This window comes from Aliiroseovarius crassostreae (assembly GCF_025137635.1).
In the GTDB taxonomy this organism is placed as follows: Bacteria; Pseudomonadota; Alphaproteobacteria; order Rhodobacterales; family Rhodobacteraceae; genus Aliiroseovarius; species Aliiroseovarius crassostreae.
Genome location: NZ_CP080772.1, coordinates 1,065,024 through 1,083,443 on the forward strand (window position 1 = coordinate 1,065,024; position 18,420 = coordinate 1,083,443).

Annotated in this window: 21 protein-coding genes; 12 read left to right on the forward strand and 9 right to left on the reverse strand. The window is 58.9% G+C overall.

Translation table 11 applies throughout. The features are described 5' to 3' along the window. The first annotated feature begins 21 nt into the window (after window positions 1-21). From K3J57_RS05160 to K3J57_RS05200, 9 genes are all read left to right on the forward strand, one after another. Window positions 22-435: a phage major tail protein, TP901-1 family gene (locus K3J57_RS05160; RefSeq protein ID WP_055192633.1), complete on the forward strand. Its 414-nt coding sequence runs from the start codon at window positions 22-24 to the stop codon at window positions 433-435. A 2-nt stretch (window positions 436-437) separates the two neighbouring features. Further along, window positions 438-770: a gene transfer agent family protein gene (locus tag K3J57_RS05165; protein ID WP_173487257.1), complete on the forward strand. Its 333-nt coding sequence runs from the start codon at window positions 438-440 to the stop codon at window positions 768-770. Beyond that, window positions 767-991: a rcc01693 family protein gene (locus K3J57_RS05170; RefSeq protein WP_259778938.1), complete on the forward strand. Its 225-nt coding sequence runs from the start codon at window positions 767-769 to the stop codon at window positions 989-991. The genes K3J57_RS05165 and K3J57_RS05170 overlap by 4 nt, the downstream gene beginning before the upstream one ends. Window positions 992-993: 2 nt before the next feature. Next, on the forward strand, window positions 994-1,656 hold the full coding sequence (locus tag K3J57_RS05175) for an RcGTA-type gene transfer agent tail tape measure protein (protein WP_259777070.1): 663 nt from the start codon (window positions 994-996) through the stop codon (window positions 1,654-1,656). 12 nt (window positions 1,657-1,668) lie between these two features. Further along, complete coding sequence (locus K3J57_RS05180) at window positions 1,669-2,301, forward strand: DUF2460 domain-containing protein (protein WP_259786591.1); 633 nt, start codon at window positions 1,669-1,671, stop codon at window positions 2,299-2,301. Further along, window positions 2,301-3,188: a phage/gene transfer agent baseplate hub protein gene (locus K3J57_RS05185; RefSeq protein ID WP_259786592.1), complete on the forward strand. Its 888-nt coding sequence runs from the start codon at window positions 2,301-2,303 to the stop codon at window positions 3,186-3,188. The genes K3J57_RS05180 and K3J57_RS05185 overlap by 1 nt, the downstream gene beginning before the upstream one ends. An 80-nt stretch (window positions 3,189-3,268) precedes the next feature. Further along, complete coding sequence (locus K3J57_RS05190) at window positions 3,269-3,712, forward strand: NlpC/P60 family protein (protein ID WP_173487383.1); 444 nt, start codon at window positions 3,269-3,271, stop codon at window positions 3,710-3,712. Beyond that, entirely contained in the window at window positions 3,712-7,623 is a 3,912-nt protein-coding gene (locus K3J57_RS05195) for a baseplate multidomain protein megatron (RefSeq protein WP_259794312.1), read from the forward strand. Before K3J57_RS05190 ends, K3J57_RS05195 begins: the two co-directional genes overlap by 1 nt. 2 nt (window positions 7,624-7,625) lie before the next feature. Then, the gene (locus K3J57_RS05200) at window positions 7,626-7,910 is read left to right on the forward strand and encodes a DUF7742 family protein (protein ID WP_173488070.1); all 285 of its coding nucleotides are present in this window, start codon (window positions 7,626-7,628) and stop codon (window positions 7,908-7,910) included. Between the two features lie 53 nt (window positions 7,911-7,963). Here K3J57_RS05200 and K3J57_RS16030 read toward each other — a convergent pair whose 3' ends face one another. Continuing rightward, window positions 7,964-8,152, reverse strand: a complete 189-nt coding sequence (locus tag K3J57_RS16030) for a TraR/DksA family transcriptional regulator (protein ID WP_311196498.1) — start codon at window positions 8,150-8,152, stop codon at window positions 7,964-7,966. A gap of 295 nt (window positions 8,153-8,447) precedes the next feature. Between K3J57_RS16030 and cysE the strand changes: the two genes are divergently transcribed. Next, window positions 8,448-9,251 carry a serine O-acetyltransferase gene (gene cysE / locus K3J57_RS05210; protein WP_259786594.1) on the forward strand — a complete coding sequence of 268 codons (804 nt, stop codon included), beginning with the start codon at window positions 8,448-8,450 and terminating at the stop codon, window positions 9,249-9,251. Window positions 9,252-9,365: 114 nt separating this feature from the next. Here the strand turns inward: cysE and K3J57_RS05215 are convergent, their stop codons facing one another. From K3J57_RS05215 to K3J57_RS05250, 8 genes are all read right to left on the reverse strand, one after another. Then, a complete protein-coding gene (locus K3J57_RS05215) occupies window positions 9,366-9,716 on the reverse strand; it encodes a carboxymuconolactone decarboxylase family protein (RefSeq protein ID WP_259774793.1) in 351 nt (116 codons plus the stop codon). A gap of 131 nt (window positions 9,717-9,847) precedes the next feature. Continuing rightward, window positions 9,848-11,146 (reverse strand): pyruvate dehydrogenase complex dihydrolipoamide acetyltransferase, encoded by a 1,299-nt coding sequence (locus K3J57_RS05220; RefSeq protein WP_259794314.1) that lies wholly within the window; start codon window positions 11,144-11,146, stop codon window positions 9,848-9,850. A gap of 12 nt (window positions 11,147-11,158) precedes the next feature. Then, on the reverse strand, window positions 11,159-12,526 hold the full coding sequence (locus K3J57_RS05225) for a pyruvate dehydrogenase complex E1 component subunit beta (protein ID WP_259777077.1): 1,368 nt from the start codon (window positions 12,524-12,526) through the stop codon (window positions 11,159-11,161). Window positions 12,527-12,547: 21 nt separating this feature from the next. Then, on the reverse strand, window positions 12,548-13,549 hold the full coding sequence (gene pdhA / locus K3J57_RS05230) for a pyruvate dehydrogenase (acetyl-transferring) E1 component subunit alpha (protein WP_259774790.1): 1,002 nt from the start codon (window positions 13,547-13,549) through the stop codon (window positions 12,548-12,550). A gap of 229 nt (window positions 13,550-13,778) precedes the next feature. Then, on the reverse strand, window positions 13,779-14,081 hold the full coding sequence (locus K3J57_RS05235; protein WP_259786597.1) for an FtsB family cell division protein: 303 nt from the start codon (window positions 14,079-14,081) through the stop codon (window positions 13,779-13,781). Window positions 14,082-14,331: 250 nt separating this feature from the next. Further along, window positions 14,332-15,225, reverse strand: a complete 894-nt coding sequence (locus tag K3J57_RS05240; protein ID WP_259794316.1) for a fructose bisphosphate aldolase — start codon at window positions 15,223-15,225, stop codon at window positions 14,332-14,334. Between the two features lie 207 nt (window positions 15,226-15,432). Then, window positions 15,433-15,567, reverse strand: coding sequence for a hemin uptake protein HemP (gene hemP, locus K3J57_RS05245; protein ID WP_235477694.1), 135 nt, complete (start codon window positions 15,565-15,567; stop codon window positions 15,433-15,435). A gap of 309 nt (window positions 15,568-15,876) precedes the next feature. Continuing rightward, window positions 15,877-17,067 (reverse strand): phosphoglycerate kinase, encoded by a 1,191-nt coding sequence (locus tag K3J57_RS05250; protein ID WP_259794318.1) that lies wholly within the window; start codon window positions 17,065-17,067, stop codon window positions 15,877-15,879. Between the two features lie 155 nt (window positions 17,068-17,222). Between K3J57_RS05250 and K3J57_RS05255 the strand changes: the two genes are divergently transcribed. Beyond that, window positions 17,223-17,723 (forward strand): peptidylprolyl isomerase, encoded by a 501-nt coding sequence (locus K3J57_RS05255; RefSeq protein WP_259777080.1) that lies wholly within the window; start codon window positions 17,223-17,225, stop codon window positions 17,721-17,723. Next, window positions 17,716-18,354, forward strand: coding sequence for a peptidylprolyl isomerase (locus K3J57_RS05260; RefSeq protein ID WP_173487244.1), 639 nt, complete (start codon window positions 17,716-17,718; stop codon window positions 18,352-18,354). Before K3J57_RS05255 ends, K3J57_RS05260 begins: the two co-directional genes overlap by 8 nt. Window positions 18,355-18,420: the final 66 nt, after the last annotated feature.

Here is an 18,420-nt window from a genome sequence, read left to right on the forward strand (position 1 = left end):
TTTCATTAATGGAGTGACCCAATGGTAGCCCAAAAAGGCAAGGACCTTCTGATCAAACTCGACATGACCGGTGCGGGTGTTTTTGAAACCATCGCGGGGCTGCGCGCCACGCGGATCAGCTTTAACGCCGAAAGCGTTGATGTGACCTCGCTGGAGAGTGCGGGCGGCTGGCGTGAGCTTCTGGGAGGGGCCGGTGTGAAATCGGCCAGCATCTCCGGCTCGGGCGTCTTTCGTGATGCAACCACAGATGAACGTGCCCGACAGGTGTTTTTCGACAATGAAGTGCAGAATTTCCAGGTGATTATCCCGGATTTCGGCACGGTTGAAGGCCCGTTCATGATCACCTCGATCGAATATGCCGGTACGCATAATGGCGAGGCCACCTATGAGCTGTCGATGGCGTCGGCTGGTGCCCTGACCTTTACGGCGCTCTGATCATGGCCAATCCGTGGACGGGAGAGGTGGCGCTGACCATCGACGGGCAGCCCCACGTCTTGAAACTCACCCTAGGGGCGCTGGCTGAGCTTGAAGCCAGCCTTGGCGAGGACACAATCGTGTCCCTTGTCGAGCGGTTCGAAGGCGGGGCGTTTTCCACCCGTGATGTGCTGGCACTGATTGTCGCCGGTCTTCGCGGGGGGGGCTGGCAGGGGCAGGCATCCGACCTTCTGTCAGCTGAGATAGCCGGAGGTCCGGTCATGGCGGCAAAGGCGGCAGGTCAGCTTCTGGCCCGCGCATTTGCCATGCCGGACCCCGAAGGTGGTGCCGCGTGAGGAAGGCCCCCGTTTCCGGCCCTGGTTTCGACTGGCCCCAGCTGATGCGGCTGGGTTTTACCAAGCTTGGATTGCGCCCGGACCAGTTCTGGGCGCTGACCCCTAACGAGTTGATGGTGATGCTGGGCCTGGATGGTCAGGGCGCACCCTCGATGCGGGCCCGTCTGGATGAATTGCTGGTGCAATTCCCGGATGAACGCCCTGCAGATGAAGGAGAATAGATATGTCTGGATTGGAAATGCTGGACAGTTTCGACGATCAGGTCGAGGCGCTTGGCACCTCGCTGGGTCAGGCGGTTTCGCTCACCTCGGCGTTTTCGGGCGAGCTCAAGGGGGTGCATTCCACGATCTCGGATCTGAATGTTGATGTGGGCAAACTGTCTTCAGGTTTCAGCTCTGGTCTGAAAAAGGCGTTTGATGGGCTGGCCTTTGACGGCATGAAACTGTCGGATGCACTGTCGAACCTTGCCGAGAGCATGTCGCGGACCGCCTATAATGCGGCGATGCAGCCAGTGATGAACCATTTTGGCGGCATGATTGCCCAGGGTGTTGGCACCGTGATGAACGGCTTTCTGGCCTTCGAAAAGGGCGGTGCGTTCGCACAGGGCAAGGTGATGCCTTTTGCCAAGGGCGGTGTTGTTTCTGGTGCCACCACTTTCCCGATGCGCGGCGGCACCGGGCTGATGGGCGAAGCTGGCCCTGAGGCGATCATGCCCCTGACCCGAGGGGCCGATGGCAGCCTTGGTGTCCGTGCGCAGGGCGGTGGTCAACCCATCAATATCACCATGAATATCACAACGCCGGACGTGGAAGGCTTCCGCCGGTCACAAAGTCAGGTCGCGGCACAGATGACGCGTGCGTTGTCACGCGGTCAGCGGCATCGATAAGGAGGGTTTAGAATGAGCTTTCATGAAGTCCGTTTCCCAGCCAATCTCAGCTTTGGCTCAATCGGGGGGCCGGAACGGCGCACCGAAGTGGTGACGCTTGCCAATGGATTTGAAGAGCGCAACACGCCATGGGAGCATTCCCGTCGTCGTTATGATGCAGGGATTGCGATGCGCAGCCTGGACGATATCGAAACTCTGATTGCTTTTTTCGAGGCCCGCCGCGGGCAGCTGCATTCTTTCCGCTGGAAGGATTGGTCCGATTACAAAAGTGCCCAACCTTCTGCCGAGATTTCCTATACCGATCAGGTGATTGGCCATGGCAATGGCACGCGCACCGACTGGCAGCTGATCAAGACATATCGCAGTGGTGAACAAAGCTATGACCGCCCCATCCAGAAACCTGTGGAGGGGACGGTGACCCTTGGTCTCAAGGGGGATCCGCTGATTGAAGGGGTGGATTTCACCTATGATGCAACCACCGGTATGGTGAGCTTTGTGATCGCGCCGGAAGAGGGGGCAGAGATTACCGCAGGATATGAGTTTGACGTGCCCGTGCGTTTCGATACGGATCGCATTCATACCTCCGTTTCATCCTTCCAGGCGGGGGATGCGCCGAATGTGCCGGTTGTGGAGGTGCGTGTCTGATGCCTCTTTCTCCTCAATTTGAAGCGCATTTCGCCACGGGAATGACCACCGTTTGCCGAGCCTGGGTGGTCACGCGTCGCGACGGCGAGGCCTTTGGCTTCACTGATCATGACCGGGACCTGATGATCGGTGCGGTCTTGTGCAAGGCGGATACCGGGCTGACCGCCTATGCGCTGGAACAGACCACGGGCCTGTCGATCGACAATTCCGAAGCGATGGGGGCGTTGACGGACGCGGCCATTACCGAGGAAGACATCCGGGCGGGTCGCTATGACGGTGCAGAGGTCGAGGCCTGGTTGGTAAACTGGGAAACGCCCTCGCAGAGATATTTGCAATTTCGTGGAAATATCGGTGAAATCACCCGTGAAAACGGGGCCTTCCGGGCAGAGCTTGTGGGCTTGTCCGAAGCGTTGAACCGTCCGCAGGGACGGGCATTTCAGAAACCTTGCTCGGCGCTGCTGGGGGACAAGTCCTGCAAGGTCGATCTGGATGACCCCGCTTATGCTGTCGAGGCGCCCCTGCAAGTGGCCGGAAATGAGATCACCTTTTCCTTTGCAGGCCTGGGTGCTTTTGACAGCGGTTGGTTTGAAAAAGGGCGGCTTTCGGTGAAAACCGGCGACGGGGCCGGGCTGGTTGGTTTGATCCGCAAGGATAAGGTTCTTCCCGGCGGAGCGCGCGAAATCACCCTGTGGGAAGCCCTGCGGGCCGAGATCGTCGCCGGCGATGTGATCCGTCTGGAAGCAGGGTGTGACAAACGGGCCGAGACCTGCAAGGCTAAATTTGACAACTTGTTGAATTTCCGCGGCTTTCCGACCATCCCGGGCGAGGACTGGCTGATGTCCTACCCGGTTTCCACAGAACAAAATGATGGCGGTGCGCTGAGCTGACAACCAGCGCATTGCCCTCTTCGCTCATTGTCCTGGCGGGTTATGTCCGGGCATTCATCAACAGGTTTATCATGTCACAGATGACGCAGAATGAACGTGCGCTGCAGGAGGCGCGGCGCTGGATTGGGACGCCCTATCAACATCAATCTTCCTGTGCGGGGGGAGGGACGGATTGTCTGGGGCTGATCAGAGGGGTCTGGCGTGCCGTGCTCGGGCGCGAGCCCGTTGAGGTGCCAGCTTACACTCAGGACTGGTCCGAACCTTCGGGGCAAGAAGACCTCTGGGAAGATGCCTCCCGGTATCTGATTGAGAAAACCCCTGACCAAGCGGTGCCGGGGGATGTGCTGTTGTTTCGCATGAGGCAGGGCGCCGTGGCAAAGCATCTTGGCATTCTGGGGGCTGTTTCGCCCCATAAAACTTTCATTCACGCCTATAGCGGCCACGGGGTGGTTGAAAGCCCCCTGTCAGCGCCCTGGGCGCGCCGCGTGGTGGCGGCATTTGCATTTCCGGAAAGGATGGACTGATGGCAACAATTCTGCTTGCAGGCGTTGGGAGCGCAGTTGGGGCTTCGATTGGTGGTGGCATTCTGGGGCTCTCCTCGGTTGCCATTGGCAAGGCTGTCGGGGCAACCCTTGGACGGATGATTGACGGGAAAATTCTGGGGGGCGGTTCTGAACCCGTGGAAACCGGGCGGGTTGACCGTTTCCGTCTGACCGGGGCGTCCGAAGGCACGCCGATCCCGCAGCTTTATGGGCGTGCGCGGGTCGCCGGGCAGGTGATCTGGGCAACACGGTTCAAGGAGCACTCCAAAACCTCAGGCGGTGGCAAGGGTGGCCCCAGCCAGCCAGAGGTGACCTCTTATAGCTACACGGTAAGTGTCGCGCTGGCGCTTTGTGAGGGTGAAATCACCCGGGTGGGGCGTATCTGGGCGGATGGCAAGGAAATTGCGACCAGTGATCTGAACATGCGCGTCTATCCGGGGGATGAGGCGCAATTGCCTGATCCCAAGATCGAGGCAACCATGGGGCTGGGCCAGGCGCCGGCCTATCGGGGCACGGCCTATGTTGTGATCGAAGACCTTCCTCTGGGTCAGTTCGGCAACCGGATTCCCCAGTTCAATTTCGAAGTGGTGCGGCCTGAGCAACCCAACCAGATTGCAGAAGTGGCGCGCGGCACCAAAGCCGTGGCGATCATTCCCGGAACGGGAGAGTATTCTCTGGCCACAAGCAAGGTGTCCTTTCCTGCAGAACCTGGTGTCGCGGGACGCAGCAATGTCAACAACGCAACGGGGCTTACGGACTTTCAGGCCTCGTTGGAGATGTTGGGCAATGATCTGCCCAATTGCGGGGCGAGTTCTCTTGTCGTGTCCTGGTTTGGGTCGGATCTGCGCTGTGGCAGCTGTCAGGTCCAGCCGAAGGTTGAGCAAAACGGGGATGACGGGAAAGAAATGCCCTGGAATGTCTCCGGGGTCACCCGCGCCAATGCCTCAGTCGTGCCGCATGAAGATGGCCGTGCCGTTTACGGGGGCACCCCGACGGACCAGTCGGTGAAACAGGCGATCACTGCAATGAAAGATCGCGGGCAGAAGGTGACGTTCTACCCGTTCATCCTGATGGAGCAACTCGACGGAAACGGGTTGATCAACCCGTGGACCGGCAGTGGTGAGCAACCCAGGTTGCCCTGGCGTGGTCGGATCACCACGTCGCTTGCGCCGGGTGTGTCCGGCAGCCCGGATGGGACCGCTGCCGCCGCCGCGGAAGTGGCAAGCTTTTTCGGGGCGGCCCAACCGTCTGATTTTACAGCGACTTCAAATGGCGTGAGCTATAGCGGCCCGGAGGAGTTCTCGTATCGTCGCTTTATCCTGCATTATGCGCATCTTTGCGCGTCTGCGGGTGGCGTGGATGCGTTCCTTGTTGGATCCGAAATGCGGGGCCTGACCCAGATCCGTGGCGCCGGGCACAGTTTCCCGGCGGTTGAGAAAATGATCGAGCTGGTCGAAGAGGTGCGCGCCATTTTGGGCGATGACACCAAGATTTCCTATGCGGCGGACTGGTCCGAGTATTTCGGCTACCACCCCACCGACGGGTCGGGGAATGTCTATTACCACCTTGATCCGCTCTGGAGCCATGATGAGGTCGATTTCATCGGGATCGACAATTACATGCCGCTGTCTGACTGGCGTGATGAGGTTGATCATCTGGATGCCAGCTATCGGTCGATCTACAATCTGGAATACCTGCAGGCCAATATCGAAGGGGGCGAGGGGTATGATTGGTATTATGCCTCGCAGGCAGATCGTGATGCGCAGAACCGTTTGCCGATCACAGATGGCGCCCATGCGGAACCCTGGGTGTTCAGATACAAGGATCTGCGCAACTGGTGGTATCGGTCACACCACAACCGCATAGGCGGGGTGCGACACAATTTGCCCACCGACTGGCTGCCGGGGTCAAAGCCGTTCTGGTTTACCGAACTGGGCTGTGCGGCGATCGACAAGGCGACCAATGAGCCAAACAAGTTTCTGGATCCCAAAAGTTCGGAAAGTGAGCTGCCGCATTACTCGACGGGCCGGCGGGATGACCTTGCGCAGATGCAATATCTGCGGGCCATGTATGGCTATTGGGGGGATGAGGCCAACAATCCGGTGCACACTGCAACGGATGTGCAGATGGTGGATATGGACCGTGCCCATGTCTGGGCCTGGGACGCGCGACCCTATCCGGAGTTTCCGATGAATCTCGAGCTTTGGAGTGATGGGGAGAACTACCTGCGTGGTCATTGGCTGAATGGGCGCAGTTCCTCGCGTTCGCTCGCATCTGTTGTGTCGGAGGTCTGTGAACGCTCCGGTGTGACCCGCTATGATGTCTCCAAGCTCCATGGGTTGGTGCGCGGCTATGTGGTCAAGGATATCTCGGCCGGGCGGTCTGCGCTGCAACCTCTGATGCTGGCTTATGGTATGGAGGCCGCGGAATATGATGGGGTGCTGCATTTCAGGTCACGGAGCGGGGTTGTGGACCATGTGCTCGACCCGGATAAGCTTGCCCTGTCGCCGGATCGTGACAGCAGCCTGGAACGCGTGCGGGATGGCGAGCCGGATGTGGTGGGGCGGGTGCGCCTGACCTATGTGGAAAGCGAAGGCAGCTATGAGCTGCGGTCGACCGAATCCAGTTTCCCGGATGATGACATTCAGACCGTGTCGCAATCGGAATTTCCCCTGATCCTGACCGCGAATGAAGCGCTGGAGATCACCGAACGCTGGCTATCTGAAGCACGCGTCGCCCGGGACCGTGCCAGCTTTGCCATGCCCCCTTCTGATCTTGGCAAGGTTGCCGGGGACATCGTGCAGATCGAAACGGACGCCGGAACCGAGTTCTATCGTCTGGATCAGGTCGAGCAGGCCGGTGTCCAGCAGGTGCAGGCCACGCGCGTTGAGACCGGGATCTACGGGGCTTCGGCCAATGTCGAGGAAAGCCTGACACCGGTCAGCTTCGTCGCGCCTGCGCCTGCCTTTCCGCTGTTCCTTGACTTGCCCCTGATCCGTGGGGACGAGGTGCCCCATGCGCCTTACCTAGCGGTATCGTCCAGGCCGTGGCTTGGGAAGGCCGCAGCCTATGGGTCTGCATCTGACAGCGGGTATGCTCTGAATACCGTGATTGACCTTCGTTCGGTCATCGGGCTGACTGAGACCGAATTGGATATCGCACCCCCAGCTGTTTTGGACCACGGGGCGGCCTTGCGGGTGAAATTGATTGACGGTTCCCTGTCCAGTGCCGCGCTGGCAGATGTGCTCAATGGGGCCAATATCGCCGCCATCGGGGATGGGATGCCGGACAATTGGGAGATCTTCCAATTCACCACCGCCACGCTTGTTGACACGCGGACCTATGAGATCTCAGGTCGGTTGCGTGGTCAGCTGGGCACAGATGCCCTGATGCCGGAAAGCTGGCCGGTCGGCAGCTACTTCGTGCTTCTGGATGGCCGCCCGGAGCAGATCGACCTCGCCATGTCCTCCAGAGGGGTTGAGCGCCACTATCGGATCGGGGCGGCACGTCTGCCGGTCAGCGATCCGAGCTTTCAGCATGTTGTGCAGGCGTTCCATGGGAACGGGCTGCGCCCCTATGCCCCAGCCTATCTGAAGGCAAGCCCCGATGGGGCCGGGGGGCAGGAGATCAGCTGGATCCGGCGCACCCGCCTTGAGGGGGACCAATGGGGGATCGGAGATGTTCCGCTTGGGGAAGCCTTTGAGCAATACATGGTGCGTGTTCGTCAGGGGGGAACCATCCTGCGCGAAACGTTCGTCTCGGAACCGGTGTGGACCTATAGTGCCGCGGAGATTGCGAGCGATGGGGTGACGGGAAGCTGTCAGATCGAGGTGGCGCAAATGTCTGAACGCTTCGGCCCCGGCCTGTTTGCCCGGATGGATCTGGAGGTCTGACCATGCGTCCTGTCCTTCCCGGTGATGTGGCCGCTGCAGCCTGTGCGCTTCTTGCGCTGCCTGCGCAGGACCGACCCGACGCCATGTTGCGCATGGTGGCGCGGGCCAATATGGCAGATCGCTACCGTTATGTGACGGGGCGTGCGCATCCGAAATGGGGCAATGGCAGCCTGGCTGCCGTTGCCCGCAAGATGCCGCGCGAACAGGAACCGTATCAGGATGATCCCGACTATTGTGACTGCATGCTGACGATCTTTGCGGCCCTGAGGACCCAACGCTGTGTCTGATATCACCCTGATGCGCAACTGACGCATCGCGTCACACAGGGATCCAGTTCCAGTCAACCGCCGGGGATATCTTCTCCGCAATCCTCGCAAAAGCCAAACGCGCCGTCTTCGATCCGCTCGAGGGCGGCGTGAATGCGTTGGCGCTGGGCGTGACGTCGCGCCCCCTGAGCCTGCGCCATGGCCTGATTTTGCAACGCGTCCATGCGGGACAGGCGCCCAACGGCCTGCTGATCCAGCTCCACGACCCGTGCCCCTCGGCCCCGAGGGCATCTTCTTGGTCCAGATCGTCCAGCTCCTGCAAAAGCTGCGTTTTGAATTTGCTACGCATAAAGCGTTTCGGGATAAACTTGACATACATGTTTGTCCCGAAACGCCCATGACATTGATATCTCTTGCCGCGTTTCGACTTTTTCCTGTCTCAGGTGAACGTCGAAACGCTTTAAGTCATTCCTGTTTGCAATTGCCCCCATCACGGCTTTGCGTTTGGCATTCCCTGCAGAGCTGGTGTAAAACGGTTCGGTAACTTGAGGAAAAACCATGGCAGAGAAGCGCGCAATCGTGACAAAACTCGACCCAGTGTGGGACCGCATTACCGATGAGGCAAGGGCTGCAATTCAGAAAGAACCCCTGTTGGGGGGGCTGGTGGGGGCTTGTGTTCTGCATCACAAGACGCTCGAAAAAGCACTGTCCTACCGGTTTGCCGCCAAGCTCAGCTCGAATGAAATGAGCATGGTTTTGTTGCGCGAGATTGCGGATGAAGCTTATGACAGCTGTGCGGATCTGGCAGAGGCGGCACGTGCGGATGTGGCCGCGATTGTTGAGCGCGACCCGGCCTGCCACCGGATGTTGCAGCCGGTTCTTTACTTCAAGGGGTTTCAGGCGATGCAGGCCTATCGCTTGGCGCATTTCCTGTGGAACGAAGGGCGCAAGGACCTGGCCTATTTTATTCAGATGCGCTGTTCCGAGGTTTATGGCATCGACATCCATCCTGGTGCGCGCATTGGCAAAGGGATCATGATTGACCACGCCCATTCCATCGTGATTGGTGAAACCGCTGTGGTCGGGGACAATGTGTCGATGTTGCACTCCGTCACGCTGGGAGGCACGGGCAAAGAGGACGAAGACCGTCATCCGAAAATTGGCGATGGGGTTCTGATTGGGGCCGGGGCAAAGGTGCTGGGCAATATCCGCGTCGGCTGCTGCTCGCGTATCGCAGCGGGGTCCGTCGTGTTGGAGGAAGTCCCGGAAAACGTGACTGTGGCCGGTGTGCCTGCGCGTATCGTGGGTGAGGCCGGGTGCGCGCAACCGTCAATCCAGATGGATCAGACCCTCAGCCGCTGAGCTGGTGGCATCTCATGACAGATGATGATCATGACAGAAGATGAAAAGGGCGCCCGATACCGGCGCCCTTACATGTTTTAAGGCGCCTCGGGGACCCCAGAAAACGCGTCAGGCTCAGGCCGGGACCGCAAGTTCGGATAGCTGATCAAATGCCTGCAGGGCGCGCGCGCCATACATATAGGCGGGACCGCCCCCCATCATGATCGACACGGCGACAGTTTCTGAAATCTCTTCGCGGGTTGCGCCCGCCTTGATTGCGGCACGCACATGAAAGCCGATGCAGTCATTGCATTGCTTGGCAATCCCGATCGCAATGCATTGAAGCTCTTTCGCCTTAACCGACAGCACCCCTTCACCCATCGCGGCGCGGTGCATGGCGGCAAAGCCTTTCCCGCCATCGGGATTGAGCTTGCGAAACTCGTCCGTGTTGGCGGTGGTGTCAGCCAGAAGGGCGGGGAAATCCATGTCTGTCTCCTGCGGATATCTTCATTCGCAAAAGAAATGGCCCAAGGGGCAGGGCGCCACCTTGAGCCAGATCAATGGATGTAATTTTTTGAATGTATCGGGTGCAGGGATCTTCCGGCACCCGATCCTCTTCAGGCCAGCATGGTCAGCGGGTTTTCCAGATTTTCGACGATGGCCTTCAGAAGGTTGGCCCCAACGGCCCCGTCAATCACCCGGTGGTCCACAGACATGGTCACGCTCATGATTGTCGCAACCGTTAGCTCGCCATCATCGCCAACCACAGGTTTCTTCACTCCGGTGCCGACCGCCAGAATGCCCGCATGCGGCGGGTTCACGATGGCGTCAAAATTGTCGATCCCGAACATGCCGAGGTTCGAGATGGCAAAGCTGCCGCCTTGATACTCATGCGGTGCCAGTTTGCGGTCACGGGCACGCGCGGCGAGGTCTTTCATCTGGGTCGACAGGCTCGACAGCGACTTCTGATCGGCGTCCTGCAAGACCGGGGTGAACAACCCGCCCTCAATGGCCACGGCGACCGCCACGTCCGAGGCGTTCATCTGAAGCACCCGGTCGCCTGCCCAAACGGCATTGGCTTCGGGCACCTGTTGCAGGGCGTTTGCCACGGCCTTGATGATGAAATCATTGACCGACAGTTTCACTCCACGCGCTTCCAGCTGTTTGTTCAACTGGCTGCGGAACGCAAGAAGAGCGTCGAGCTTGATGTCGCGGCGCAGGTAGAAATGCGGGATGGTCTGCTTGGCTTCCGACAGGCGGGCGGCAATGGTTTTGCGCATCCCGTCAAGCTTGACCTCCTCGAACTCACGGCCCTGATACATTGCGGCCACTGCATCCGAAGACACGGAGGGGGCAGGGGCTGCGGCCGGGGCTGCCGGGGCGGACGCCGCCGGAGCTGCTGCGGGGGCCGATGCCGTTGCGCCTTCCACATCCGCCTTCACAATGCGCCCTTTCGGACCGGTGCCACTGATTTGCGTCAGATCCAGACCTTTGTCCGCTGCAATGCGACGCGCCAGCGGCGAGGCAAAAATGCGTGTTCCATCAGCGGCTTGCGGGGCGGGGGCTGCGGGCGCAGGTGCTGCGGCAGGTGCCGATGCCTCAACCGCTGTAGGAGCGGCCTCGGCTGCAGCAGGCGCTGCTGGGGCGCTTGCAGCCACGTCACCAACCTCTTCGCCCTCTTCTACGAGGATTGCGATGGGCGAGTTCACCTTGACGGCCTCGGTGCCTTCGGCCACGAGGATCTTCCCGATGACACCCTCGTCCACCGCTTCGAACTCCATCGTCGCCTTGTCTGTTTCGATCTCGGCCAGAAGGTCACCGGATTGCACCGTGTCCCCTTCCTTGACCAGCCATTTTGCCAAAGTGCCTTCTTCCATCGTGGGCGACAGGGCGGGCATGAGAATTTCGATAGCCATGTGTCGAGCTCCTTAGCGGTAAGTAACGGCTTTGACGGCCTGGATCACCTCGGCGGTGGTCACAAGCGCCAGCTTTTCAAGGTTGGCGGCGTAGGGCATGGGCACATCCTTGCCCGTCAGGTTGATCACCGGGGCATCCAGATAATCAAATGCACGCTCCATGATCGTGGCCGAGATGTGGTTGCCAATGGAGGCCACCGGCCAGCCTTCTTCCACCGTGACACAGCGGTTGGTTTTCATCACCGAATTGATCACGGTGTCATAGTCGATCGGACGCAGGCTGCGCAGGTCGATAACCTCTGCCGAAATACCCTCTTTCGCCAACTCATCTGCGGCTTCCAGAGCGTATTTCATGCCAATCCCGAAACTGACGATGGTCACGTCATTGCCTTCCCGCCAGATGCGTGCCTTGCCAAAGGGGACGGTGTAATCATCCATCACCGGCACATCAAAACTCGCGCCGTAAAGCAGCTCATTTTCCAGGAACACAACCGGGTTGTCATCACGAATGGCCGATTTCAGCATCCCCTTGGCGTCCGCCGCCGAGTAGGGCATGGCCACATGCAGGCCGGGGATCTGGGCATACCATGCGGCATAATCTTGCGAGTGCTGGGCGCCGACGCGGGCGGCGGCACCATTGGCGCCGCGGAACACGATCGGGCAGGACATCTGGCCGCCGGACATATAGCGCGTCTTGGCGGCGGTGTTGATGATGTGGTCAATTGCCTGCATGGCAAAGTTGAAGGTCATGAACTCGACCACAGGCCGCAGACCACCCATTGCAGCCCCGGTGGCGAGGCCGGTGAAACCATGCTCGGTGATCGGTGTGTCAATCACGCGTTTGGCGCCGAACTCGTCCAGGAGCCCCTGGGACACTTTGTAGGCGCCCTGATATTCCGCAACCTCTTCCCCCATCAGGAAGACGCTGTCATCGGCGCGCATCTCTTCGGCCATCGCGTCACGCAGGGCTTCGCGCACGGTGGTGGACCGCATTTCGGTGCCGGCCGGAATTTCGGTATCAGCCGGAACCACTGGCGTGATCGGCTGGGCAGCAACCGGGGCAGCAGGGGCCGGGGCTTCAGCGGCCGGGGCCGCTTCGGTCGCAGCGGCGGGCGCGGCAATGTCATCCGCGCTTTCGCCTTCTTCCACCAGCACGGCGATGGGCGAATTGACTTTCACCCCTTCGGTGCCTTCTTCGATCAGGATCTTGCCGATGATGCCTTCATCAACCGCTTCGAATTCCATCGTCGCCTTGTCGGTTTCGATCTCGGCCAGGATGTCACCGGACGATACGGTGTCGCCCTCTTTGACCAGCCATTTTGCCAGCGTGCCTTCCTCCATGGTCGGGGACAGGGCGGGCATCAGGATTTCAGTAGCCATGTTTCTCTCTCCTCGTCCGGCTTAGGCGTAAATATCGGTCCACAGCTCTTCGAGAGCGGGTTCCGGGCTGGTTTTCGAAAACTCGGCAGCGTCGTTCACAACCGATTTGATGTCCTTGTCGATGGCTTTCAGCTCATCTTCCGTGGCGTGTTTGCCTTGCAGCAGAAGCTCGCGCACATGTTCGATGGCATCGCGTTCCTCACGCACTTTCTGCACCTCTTCACGGGTGCGGTATTTGGCCGGATCTGACATCGAATGTCCGCGGTAACGGTATGTTTTCATTTCCAGAATATATGGCCCATTGCCCGATCGGCAATGTTCCGTCGCCCGCAGGCCGGCCTCTTTTACCGCCAGAACGTCCATCCCATCCACGGCCTCACCGGGAATACCAAAGGCTTCGCCGCGGGTGTAGATTTCGGGGGTGGAGCTTGCGCGCTGCAATGACGTGCCCATGGCATATTGGTTGTTCTCGATCACATAGATGACCGGAAGCTGCCAAAGCGAGGCCATGTTGAAGCTTTCGTAAACCTGACCCTGGTTGGCTGCGCCATCGCCGAAATAGGCAAAGGTTACACCGCCATTTTCCAGATACTTGTCTGCAAACGCCAGGCCGGTGCCGATCGGAACCTGCGCGCCAACAATGCCGTGGCCACCGTAGAAATGCTTTTCCTTCGAAAACATGTGCATCGAGCCGCCTTTGCCTTTCGACAGACCGCCCTCGCGGCCGGTCAGCTCTGCCATCACGCCTTTTGGATCCATGCCGCAGGCCAGCATATGTCCATGGTCACGGTAAGAGGTGATGCGCTTGTCGCCCTCGATCGCGGCGGCTTCCAGGCCGACCACAACAGCCTCCTGACCGATATAAAGGTGGCAGAACCCGCCGATCAGCCCCATGCCATAGAGCTGCCCCGATTTCTCTTCGAATCGACGGATCAGAAGCATCTCGCGGTAATACTCAAGCAGCTCTTCTTTGGATGTGTTTGATTTAGCGGACTTTTTCTGGGCGCTTTTCCGGGCGGCCATGCGGCATCCTCCTTTTGGCGTCAACTCTGATTGATGCAATAGTTTAGCATTAAACTATCTATTACAGAGTTTTCCTGCTCAGGTCGACAAAAACTTGGTGTTCAGGAAAAAAGTCACGTAAAAGCGACTTGGGGCGCGCCCGTCGCATGAATTTTTTGCCGGTTTGTGGAGAGTTTAGCGGAGAGGGAGGGGGATAAGTTCAGCCCTGTCGGATTTTCAGGTAGGTTGCTTAACGCAGAACCACTTCGTCAGCCCGCACCAGACCCAGAACCGAGCGCGCTTGTTCGTCCAGCAGGTCGAGGTCAAGATAGGTGTCGGAGAGCCGTCGGGTTTTGTTGCTCAGCTCCGCAATTTGGGCCGAGAGCGCTGCGCGTTCTTGTGTGAGCGCTTGCGCCTCGGCCTCAATTTGCACGCGTCGGAAAATTCCAAAGTCGCCCTGCACGCTGGCAAAGGTGAAGTAGATGCCGAGGCCAGTGACCGCGACGAAGTAGACCACTCCACCAATTCCCGTTTTTGCGCGAGGGGCGCCCATAGGTTTCCCGCCTGTATGTACTGCCTTCATGCCCACCTCTTTTTGGGTGGTGCAAGAGGACTATGCCATAGGCGATTCGCCTTGTGAATCCCAAAAACGAATCGGTTTTGAAAAAAGTCAGACAGAGGCAGGAAGTGAGTCGCGCGGGCAACAGGAGCAATTTGAAAGCTCTGGAAAGCAGGGGGCTGAATGAAAAACGCCCACGAAACTGATCGCGGGCGTTTTGGAAAAATCATTTTGGCGCAGGGGGTTAGCCTGCAATCGACGCCTGATAGATGCTGTCGATGGTGCCTGCGATGGTGTCGTTGAACGCCTCATCAGACTGTTGGGCCGAAAGCCCCTCGGTCAGCGCGCGAGAGAAGCTGGCAATCATGCCCGAGTTTTTCGAAAGGCGGGCGTTCGCCTCCTCACGGGAATAGCCGCCGGACAGCGCCACGACGCTGGCGACGCGCGGATGATCGACCAGGGCTTTATAGTGATTTGCGGTCTCGGGCAGGGTCAGTTTGAGCATCACGGTCTGATCTTCGGGCAATGCGTCAAGCTGGGCTTTGATCTCTGCCAGAAGAAGGGCTTCGGCCTCAGCCTTGTCCTCAATCGAGATGGTCACTTCCGGCTCAATGATCGGCACCAGCCCATGGCCGATGATCTGTTTGCCCACTTCGAACTGCTGGGCCACAACCGCCTTGATGCCTTCCGCGTTGGCCGCATTGATGACCGAGCGCATTTTGGTGCCGAAAACGCCTGCTTTCACAGCGCGCGCGCACAAGGCATCCAGATCTGGCATTGGTTTCATCACCTGCACGCCGTTTTCCTCATCGGCCAGGCCCTTGTCGACCTTCAGGAAAGGCACAACGCCGCGTTCGTCCCACATGAAAGTGGCGGTCGGTTTTCCGTCAATCTCCCGATCCATGGTCATTTCGAACAGGATCGCGCCAATAACTTTTTCGCCGGTGAACGCAGGCGCCTGCGCAATGCGTGAGCGCATGGCGTGGATCTGGTCATACATTTCGGCGTCGTTCGAGTAGGCGTCTTCTTCCACGCCATAAAGGCGCAGAGCTTTGGGGGTGGAGCCACCCGATTGGTCGAGTGCTGCGATAAAGCCTTGGCCGGCTTTGATTTTGTCCAATTGTGCTTGGTTCGGCATGATGGTCCCGTCCGATGTCAGGGTGAAATTTTCCCCCTTCTAGGCGAGAGACCCCAATGTTGCAATTCTGCTGGCGCTAACATTCTGTTGGGACAGTAGGGAGACGGGCAAAAAACCGGAGGCAACGTCGGATGAAACGGTTTAATGACGCTGCCCCCGGAGCCGCCAGGAACCCATGCTGCGGGGAACCGGCGATTGGTTCGCGCGTCACTTGGTCAGGATCAGTTTGCCGGCACGGGTGATTGTCAGCGTGTAGATCATCCCGTTGAGGGTGATCTGGGCCGTTTTGCCATTCCGGGTCAGCGAAAGGGCCTCATATTGCGGGGCTTGCGGTTTGGTCATTGCATCCAGTGAAAGGGTGCGCAGTTGGACAGTCATGTGCGATTTCCTTCAATTCGGTCGAGGAGCCATTCCGCCAAGGGAGCAAGGCCGGAGGGCAGGGGGAGGTGGTGCAGGATCTCCAGTGGATCCGGGGGGCTATCAGCCAGTGTCTTCATGTTCGCGCTCGTGAGAAAAATGTGTCGGCTGGCCGGGTGTCGGGTGGCTGATATGGATAACTTACTAAAATAGTCAGAAAAGAGTCAAGCTGAGAATGCAAAAGAAAACCCCGCCGAAAGAGGCGGGGTGAAGTGGTTTAATTATAAGACGTTATCAGTTGGATAGGGCCGCTACACCGGGCAGTTCCTTGCCCTCCATCCACTCAAGAAATGCACCGCCAGCGGTTGAGATATAGGTGAATCGCTCAGTCGCCCCTGCTTTGTTCAGCGCGGCCACCGTGTCGCCCCCGCCCGCCACCGAGGTGAGTTTACCGTCTGCCGACAATTCCGCCGCCTTCGCAGCCGCCGCATTGGTCGCCGCATCAAACGGTTCGATCTCAAACGCCCCAAGAGGCCCGTTCCAGATCAGGGTCTTGGCGGTTGACAGGGTGTCGATAATTTTCGCGACGCTTTCAGGTCCCGCGTCGAGGATCATTGCGTCAGCGGGGCAGGCGTCGGCGGGTACAGTTTCGCTGGCAGCCCCTGCAGCGAATTCCCGCGCCACCACCACATCGCTTGGCAAGATCACTTCGCAGCCCACTGTGTCTGCCTTGGCCAGGATCTCGCGCGCGGTATCGGCCATTTCGTGTTCTGCCAGTGATTTGCCCACATCGATGCCCTGCGCGGCGAGGAATGTATTTGCCATTCCACCGCCAATGACAAGGTGATCCACCTTGCTGACCAGATTGCCCAGAAGGTCGAGTTTGGTTGACACTTTCGCCCCGCCGACCACCGCGACAACAGGGCGTTCAGATTGCCCCAAAGCAGCTTCAAGCGCGGAAAGCTCCGCCTGCATCAGACGTCCGGCGCAGGATGGGAGCAGCCGGGCGACCCCTTCGGTCGACCCATGTGCGCGATGCGCCGCCGAAAAGGCATCATTGCAGTAAATATCGCCGAGGGCTGCAAGACCGGCGGCAAAAGCAGGATCGTTTTTGGTCTCAGCAGCGTGATAGCGGGTGTTTTCCAGAAGCAAAACATCGCCTTCTTCCAGCGCGGCCACCGCTTGTTTGGCCGGACCACCAATACAGTCCTCGGCAAATTTGACCGGTCGTCCCAGCGCAGCCTCAAGGGCGGGGCGCACGACCGAAAGGCTCATATCCGGCACGCGTTCCCCTTTGGGGCGCCCGAAATGGGCCAGAAGAACAGGTTTGCCGCCTGCGGCCAGAATGTCCCTGATGGTTGGAAGGATGCGCTGAATGCGGGTGTCATCCGTGACCTCGCCATCTTTGACCGGCACGTTGATATCCACGCGCGTCAGCACCACTTTCCCTGCCAGTTCCATCTCGTCCAGCGTTTTCCAGGCCATGACACCCCTCCTTACAATCTTGTCGCCTATGCACACCATTTGTCCACTATGGTCAACGATGAATGCGGAAATTGCACCGGATTCAGGTCGGGGTCTTTTCAACCGTTGCCGTGCAACATAGGTTGGCGGCAAATCTGAATGCAAAGGAGGCCCAGATGGCCGAATATAAAGATCCTGAAAACACGATCCTGATGGAGCTGAAAAACGGCACGGTCGTGATTGAGCTGCTGCCGGATGTGGCCCCGAAACATGCAGAGCGCATGAAAGAGCTGGCCCGTCGTGGCGACTATGACGGTGTGGTGTTTCACCGTGTGATCGACGGGTTCATGGCCCAGACCGGGGATGTGGCCAACGGCAAAGACCCGATGAGCCTGCGTCGTGCGGGGACCGGTGGGTCGGATCTGCCGGATCTGCCGGCAGAGTTTTCGAAACTGCCACATGATCGTGGCACCCTTGGCGCTGCGCGCTCGCAGAACCCAAACTCGGCCAATTCGCAGTTTTTCATCAATTTCAACGACAACCATTTCCTGAATGGCCAATATACCGTTTACGGCCGTGTAACCTCGGGCATGGAGCATGTGGATGCAATCACCCGTGGTGAGCCGCCTGCAGAGCCGGATGTGATGGTGTCGGTCAAGGTCGCTGCAGATGTCTGATTATAGCGCCAAGGATAAGCGCGGGTTCTGGACGGCATTTCTGGCTGGCGTTCTGGTGATCGTCGGCTATGCCGCCTATACCCTGTGGCCTCAAAGTTTCGAACCCAATGCCGCCATTGCCGAAAGTGATTTTCCGAAGATCGAAATCACCGTGGCCGGAGAGGCCAACGGTCAGATCGAAGTCACCCTGCGCCCGGATCTCGCCCCGCAGCATGTGGAGCGCATCCTGACGCTGTCGCGTGAGGGGCAATATGACAATGTGGTGTTTCACCGTGTGATCGAGGGGTTCATGGCCCAGACCGGTGACGTGAAATACGGCAAAAAAGATGGTGACAAGATGGATTACGCCGGCATGGGGGGATCGGATTACCCGGATCTTCCGTCCGAGTTCTCCTCGGAAAGTTTTGCCGCCGGTGTTGTTGGCATGGCGCGGTCGCAAAACCCGAACTCTGCCAACTCGCAGTTCTTCATCATGTTCAAGCCGGGACCGTTCCTAGACGGCCAATACACCATCGTCGGCGCAGTCACCAATGGCTTTGACGTGGTAGAGGCCATCAAGAAAGGCGCAGGTCCCAATGGTCAGATCCTGGGCGATCCGGACGTGATGACCTCCGTGAAAGTGGTTGAGTAACGCCTCAGTCGCTTGCGAACACATGCCCTCAAACCCGCGTGAGCGGGTCTAGGCGGGGCCTCCTCT

What these genes read in the sequence shown, in the direction of transcription:
- K3J57_RS05185 (WP_259786592.1), top strand. Translation starts at nt 2,301, where the DNA reads ATGCCTCTTTCTCCTCAATTTGAAGCGCATTTCGCCACGGGAATGACC.
- K3J57_RS05250 (WP_259794318.1), bottom strand. Translation starts at nt 17,067, where the DNA reads ATGGCCTGGAAAACGCTGGACGAGATGGAACTGGCAGGGAAAGTGGTG.
- K3J57_RS05235 (WP_259786597.1), bottom strand. Translation starts at nt 14,081, where the DNA reads ATGGGCGCCCCTCGCGCAAAAACGGGAATTGGTGGAGTGGTCTACTTC.
- K3J57_RS05200 (WP_173488070.1), top strand. Translation starts at nt 7,626, where the DNA reads ATGCGTCCTGTCCTTCCCGGTGATGTGGCCGCTGCAGCCTGTGCGCTT.
- K3J57_RS05255 (WP_259777080.1), top strand. Translation starts at nt 17,223, where the DNA reads ATGGCCGAATATAAAGATCCTGAAAACACGATCCTGATGGAGCTGAAA.
- K3J57_RS05175 (WP_259777070.1), top strand. Translation starts at nt 994, where the DNA reads ATGTCTGGATTGGAAATGCTGGACAGTTTCGACGATCAGGTCGAGGCG.
- K3J57_RS05160 (WP_055192633.1), top strand. Translation starts at nt 22, where the DNA reads ATGGTAGCCCAAAAAGGCAAGGACCTTCTGATCAAACTCGACATGACC.
- hemP (WP_235477694.1), bottom strand. Translation starts at nt 15,567, where the DNA reads ATGACCAAACCGCAAGCCCCGCAATATGAGGCCCTTTCGCTGACCCGG.
- K3J57_RS05195 (WP_259794312.1), top strand. Translation starts at nt 3,712, where the DNA reads ATGGCAACAATTCTGCTTGCAGGCGTTGGGAGCGCAGTTGGGGCTTCG.
- K3J57_RS05215 (WP_259774793.1), bottom strand. Translation starts at nt 9,716, where the DNA reads ATGGATTTCCCCGCCCTTCTGGCTGACACCACCGCCAACACGGACGAG.
- K3J57_RS05190 (WP_173487383.1), top strand. Translation starts at nt 3,269, where the DNA reads ATGACGCAGAATGAACGTGCGCTGCAGGAGGCGCGGCGCTGGATTGGG.
- K3J57_RS05165 (WP_173487257.1), top strand. Translation starts at nt 438, where the DNA reads ATGGCCAATCCGTGGACGGGAGAGGTGGCGCTGACCATCGACGGGCAG.
- K3J57_RS05225 (WP_259777077.1), bottom strand. Translation starts at nt 12,526, where the DNA reads ATGGCTACTGAAATCCTGATGCCCGCCCTGTCCCCGACCATGGAGGAA.
- K3J57_RS05240 (WP_259794316.1), bottom strand. Translation starts at nt 15,225, where the DNA reads ATGCCGAACCAAGCACAATTGGACAAAATCAAAGCCGGCCAAGGCTTT.
- K3J57_RS05260 (WP_173487244.1), top strand. Translation starts at nt 17,716, where the DNA reads ATGTCTGATTATAGCGCCAAGGATAAGCGCGGGTTCTGGACGGCATTT.
- K3J57_RS05180 (WP_259786591.1), top strand. Translation starts at nt 1,669, where the DNA reads ATGAGCTTTCATGAAGTCCGTTTCCCAGCCAATCTCAGCTTTGGCTCA.
- cysE (WP_259786594.1), top strand. Translation starts at nt 8,448, where the DNA reads ATGGCAGAGAAGCGCGCAATCGTGACAAAACTCGACCCAGTGTGGGAC.
- pdhA (WP_259774790.1), bottom strand. Translation starts at nt 13,549, where the DNA reads ATGGCCGCCCGGAAAAGCGCCCAGAAAAAGTCCGCTAAATCAAACACA.
- K3J57_RS05220 (WP_259794314.1), bottom strand. Translation starts at nt 11,146, where the DNA reads ATGGCTATCGAAATTCTCATGCCCGCCCTGTCGCCCACGATGGAAGAA.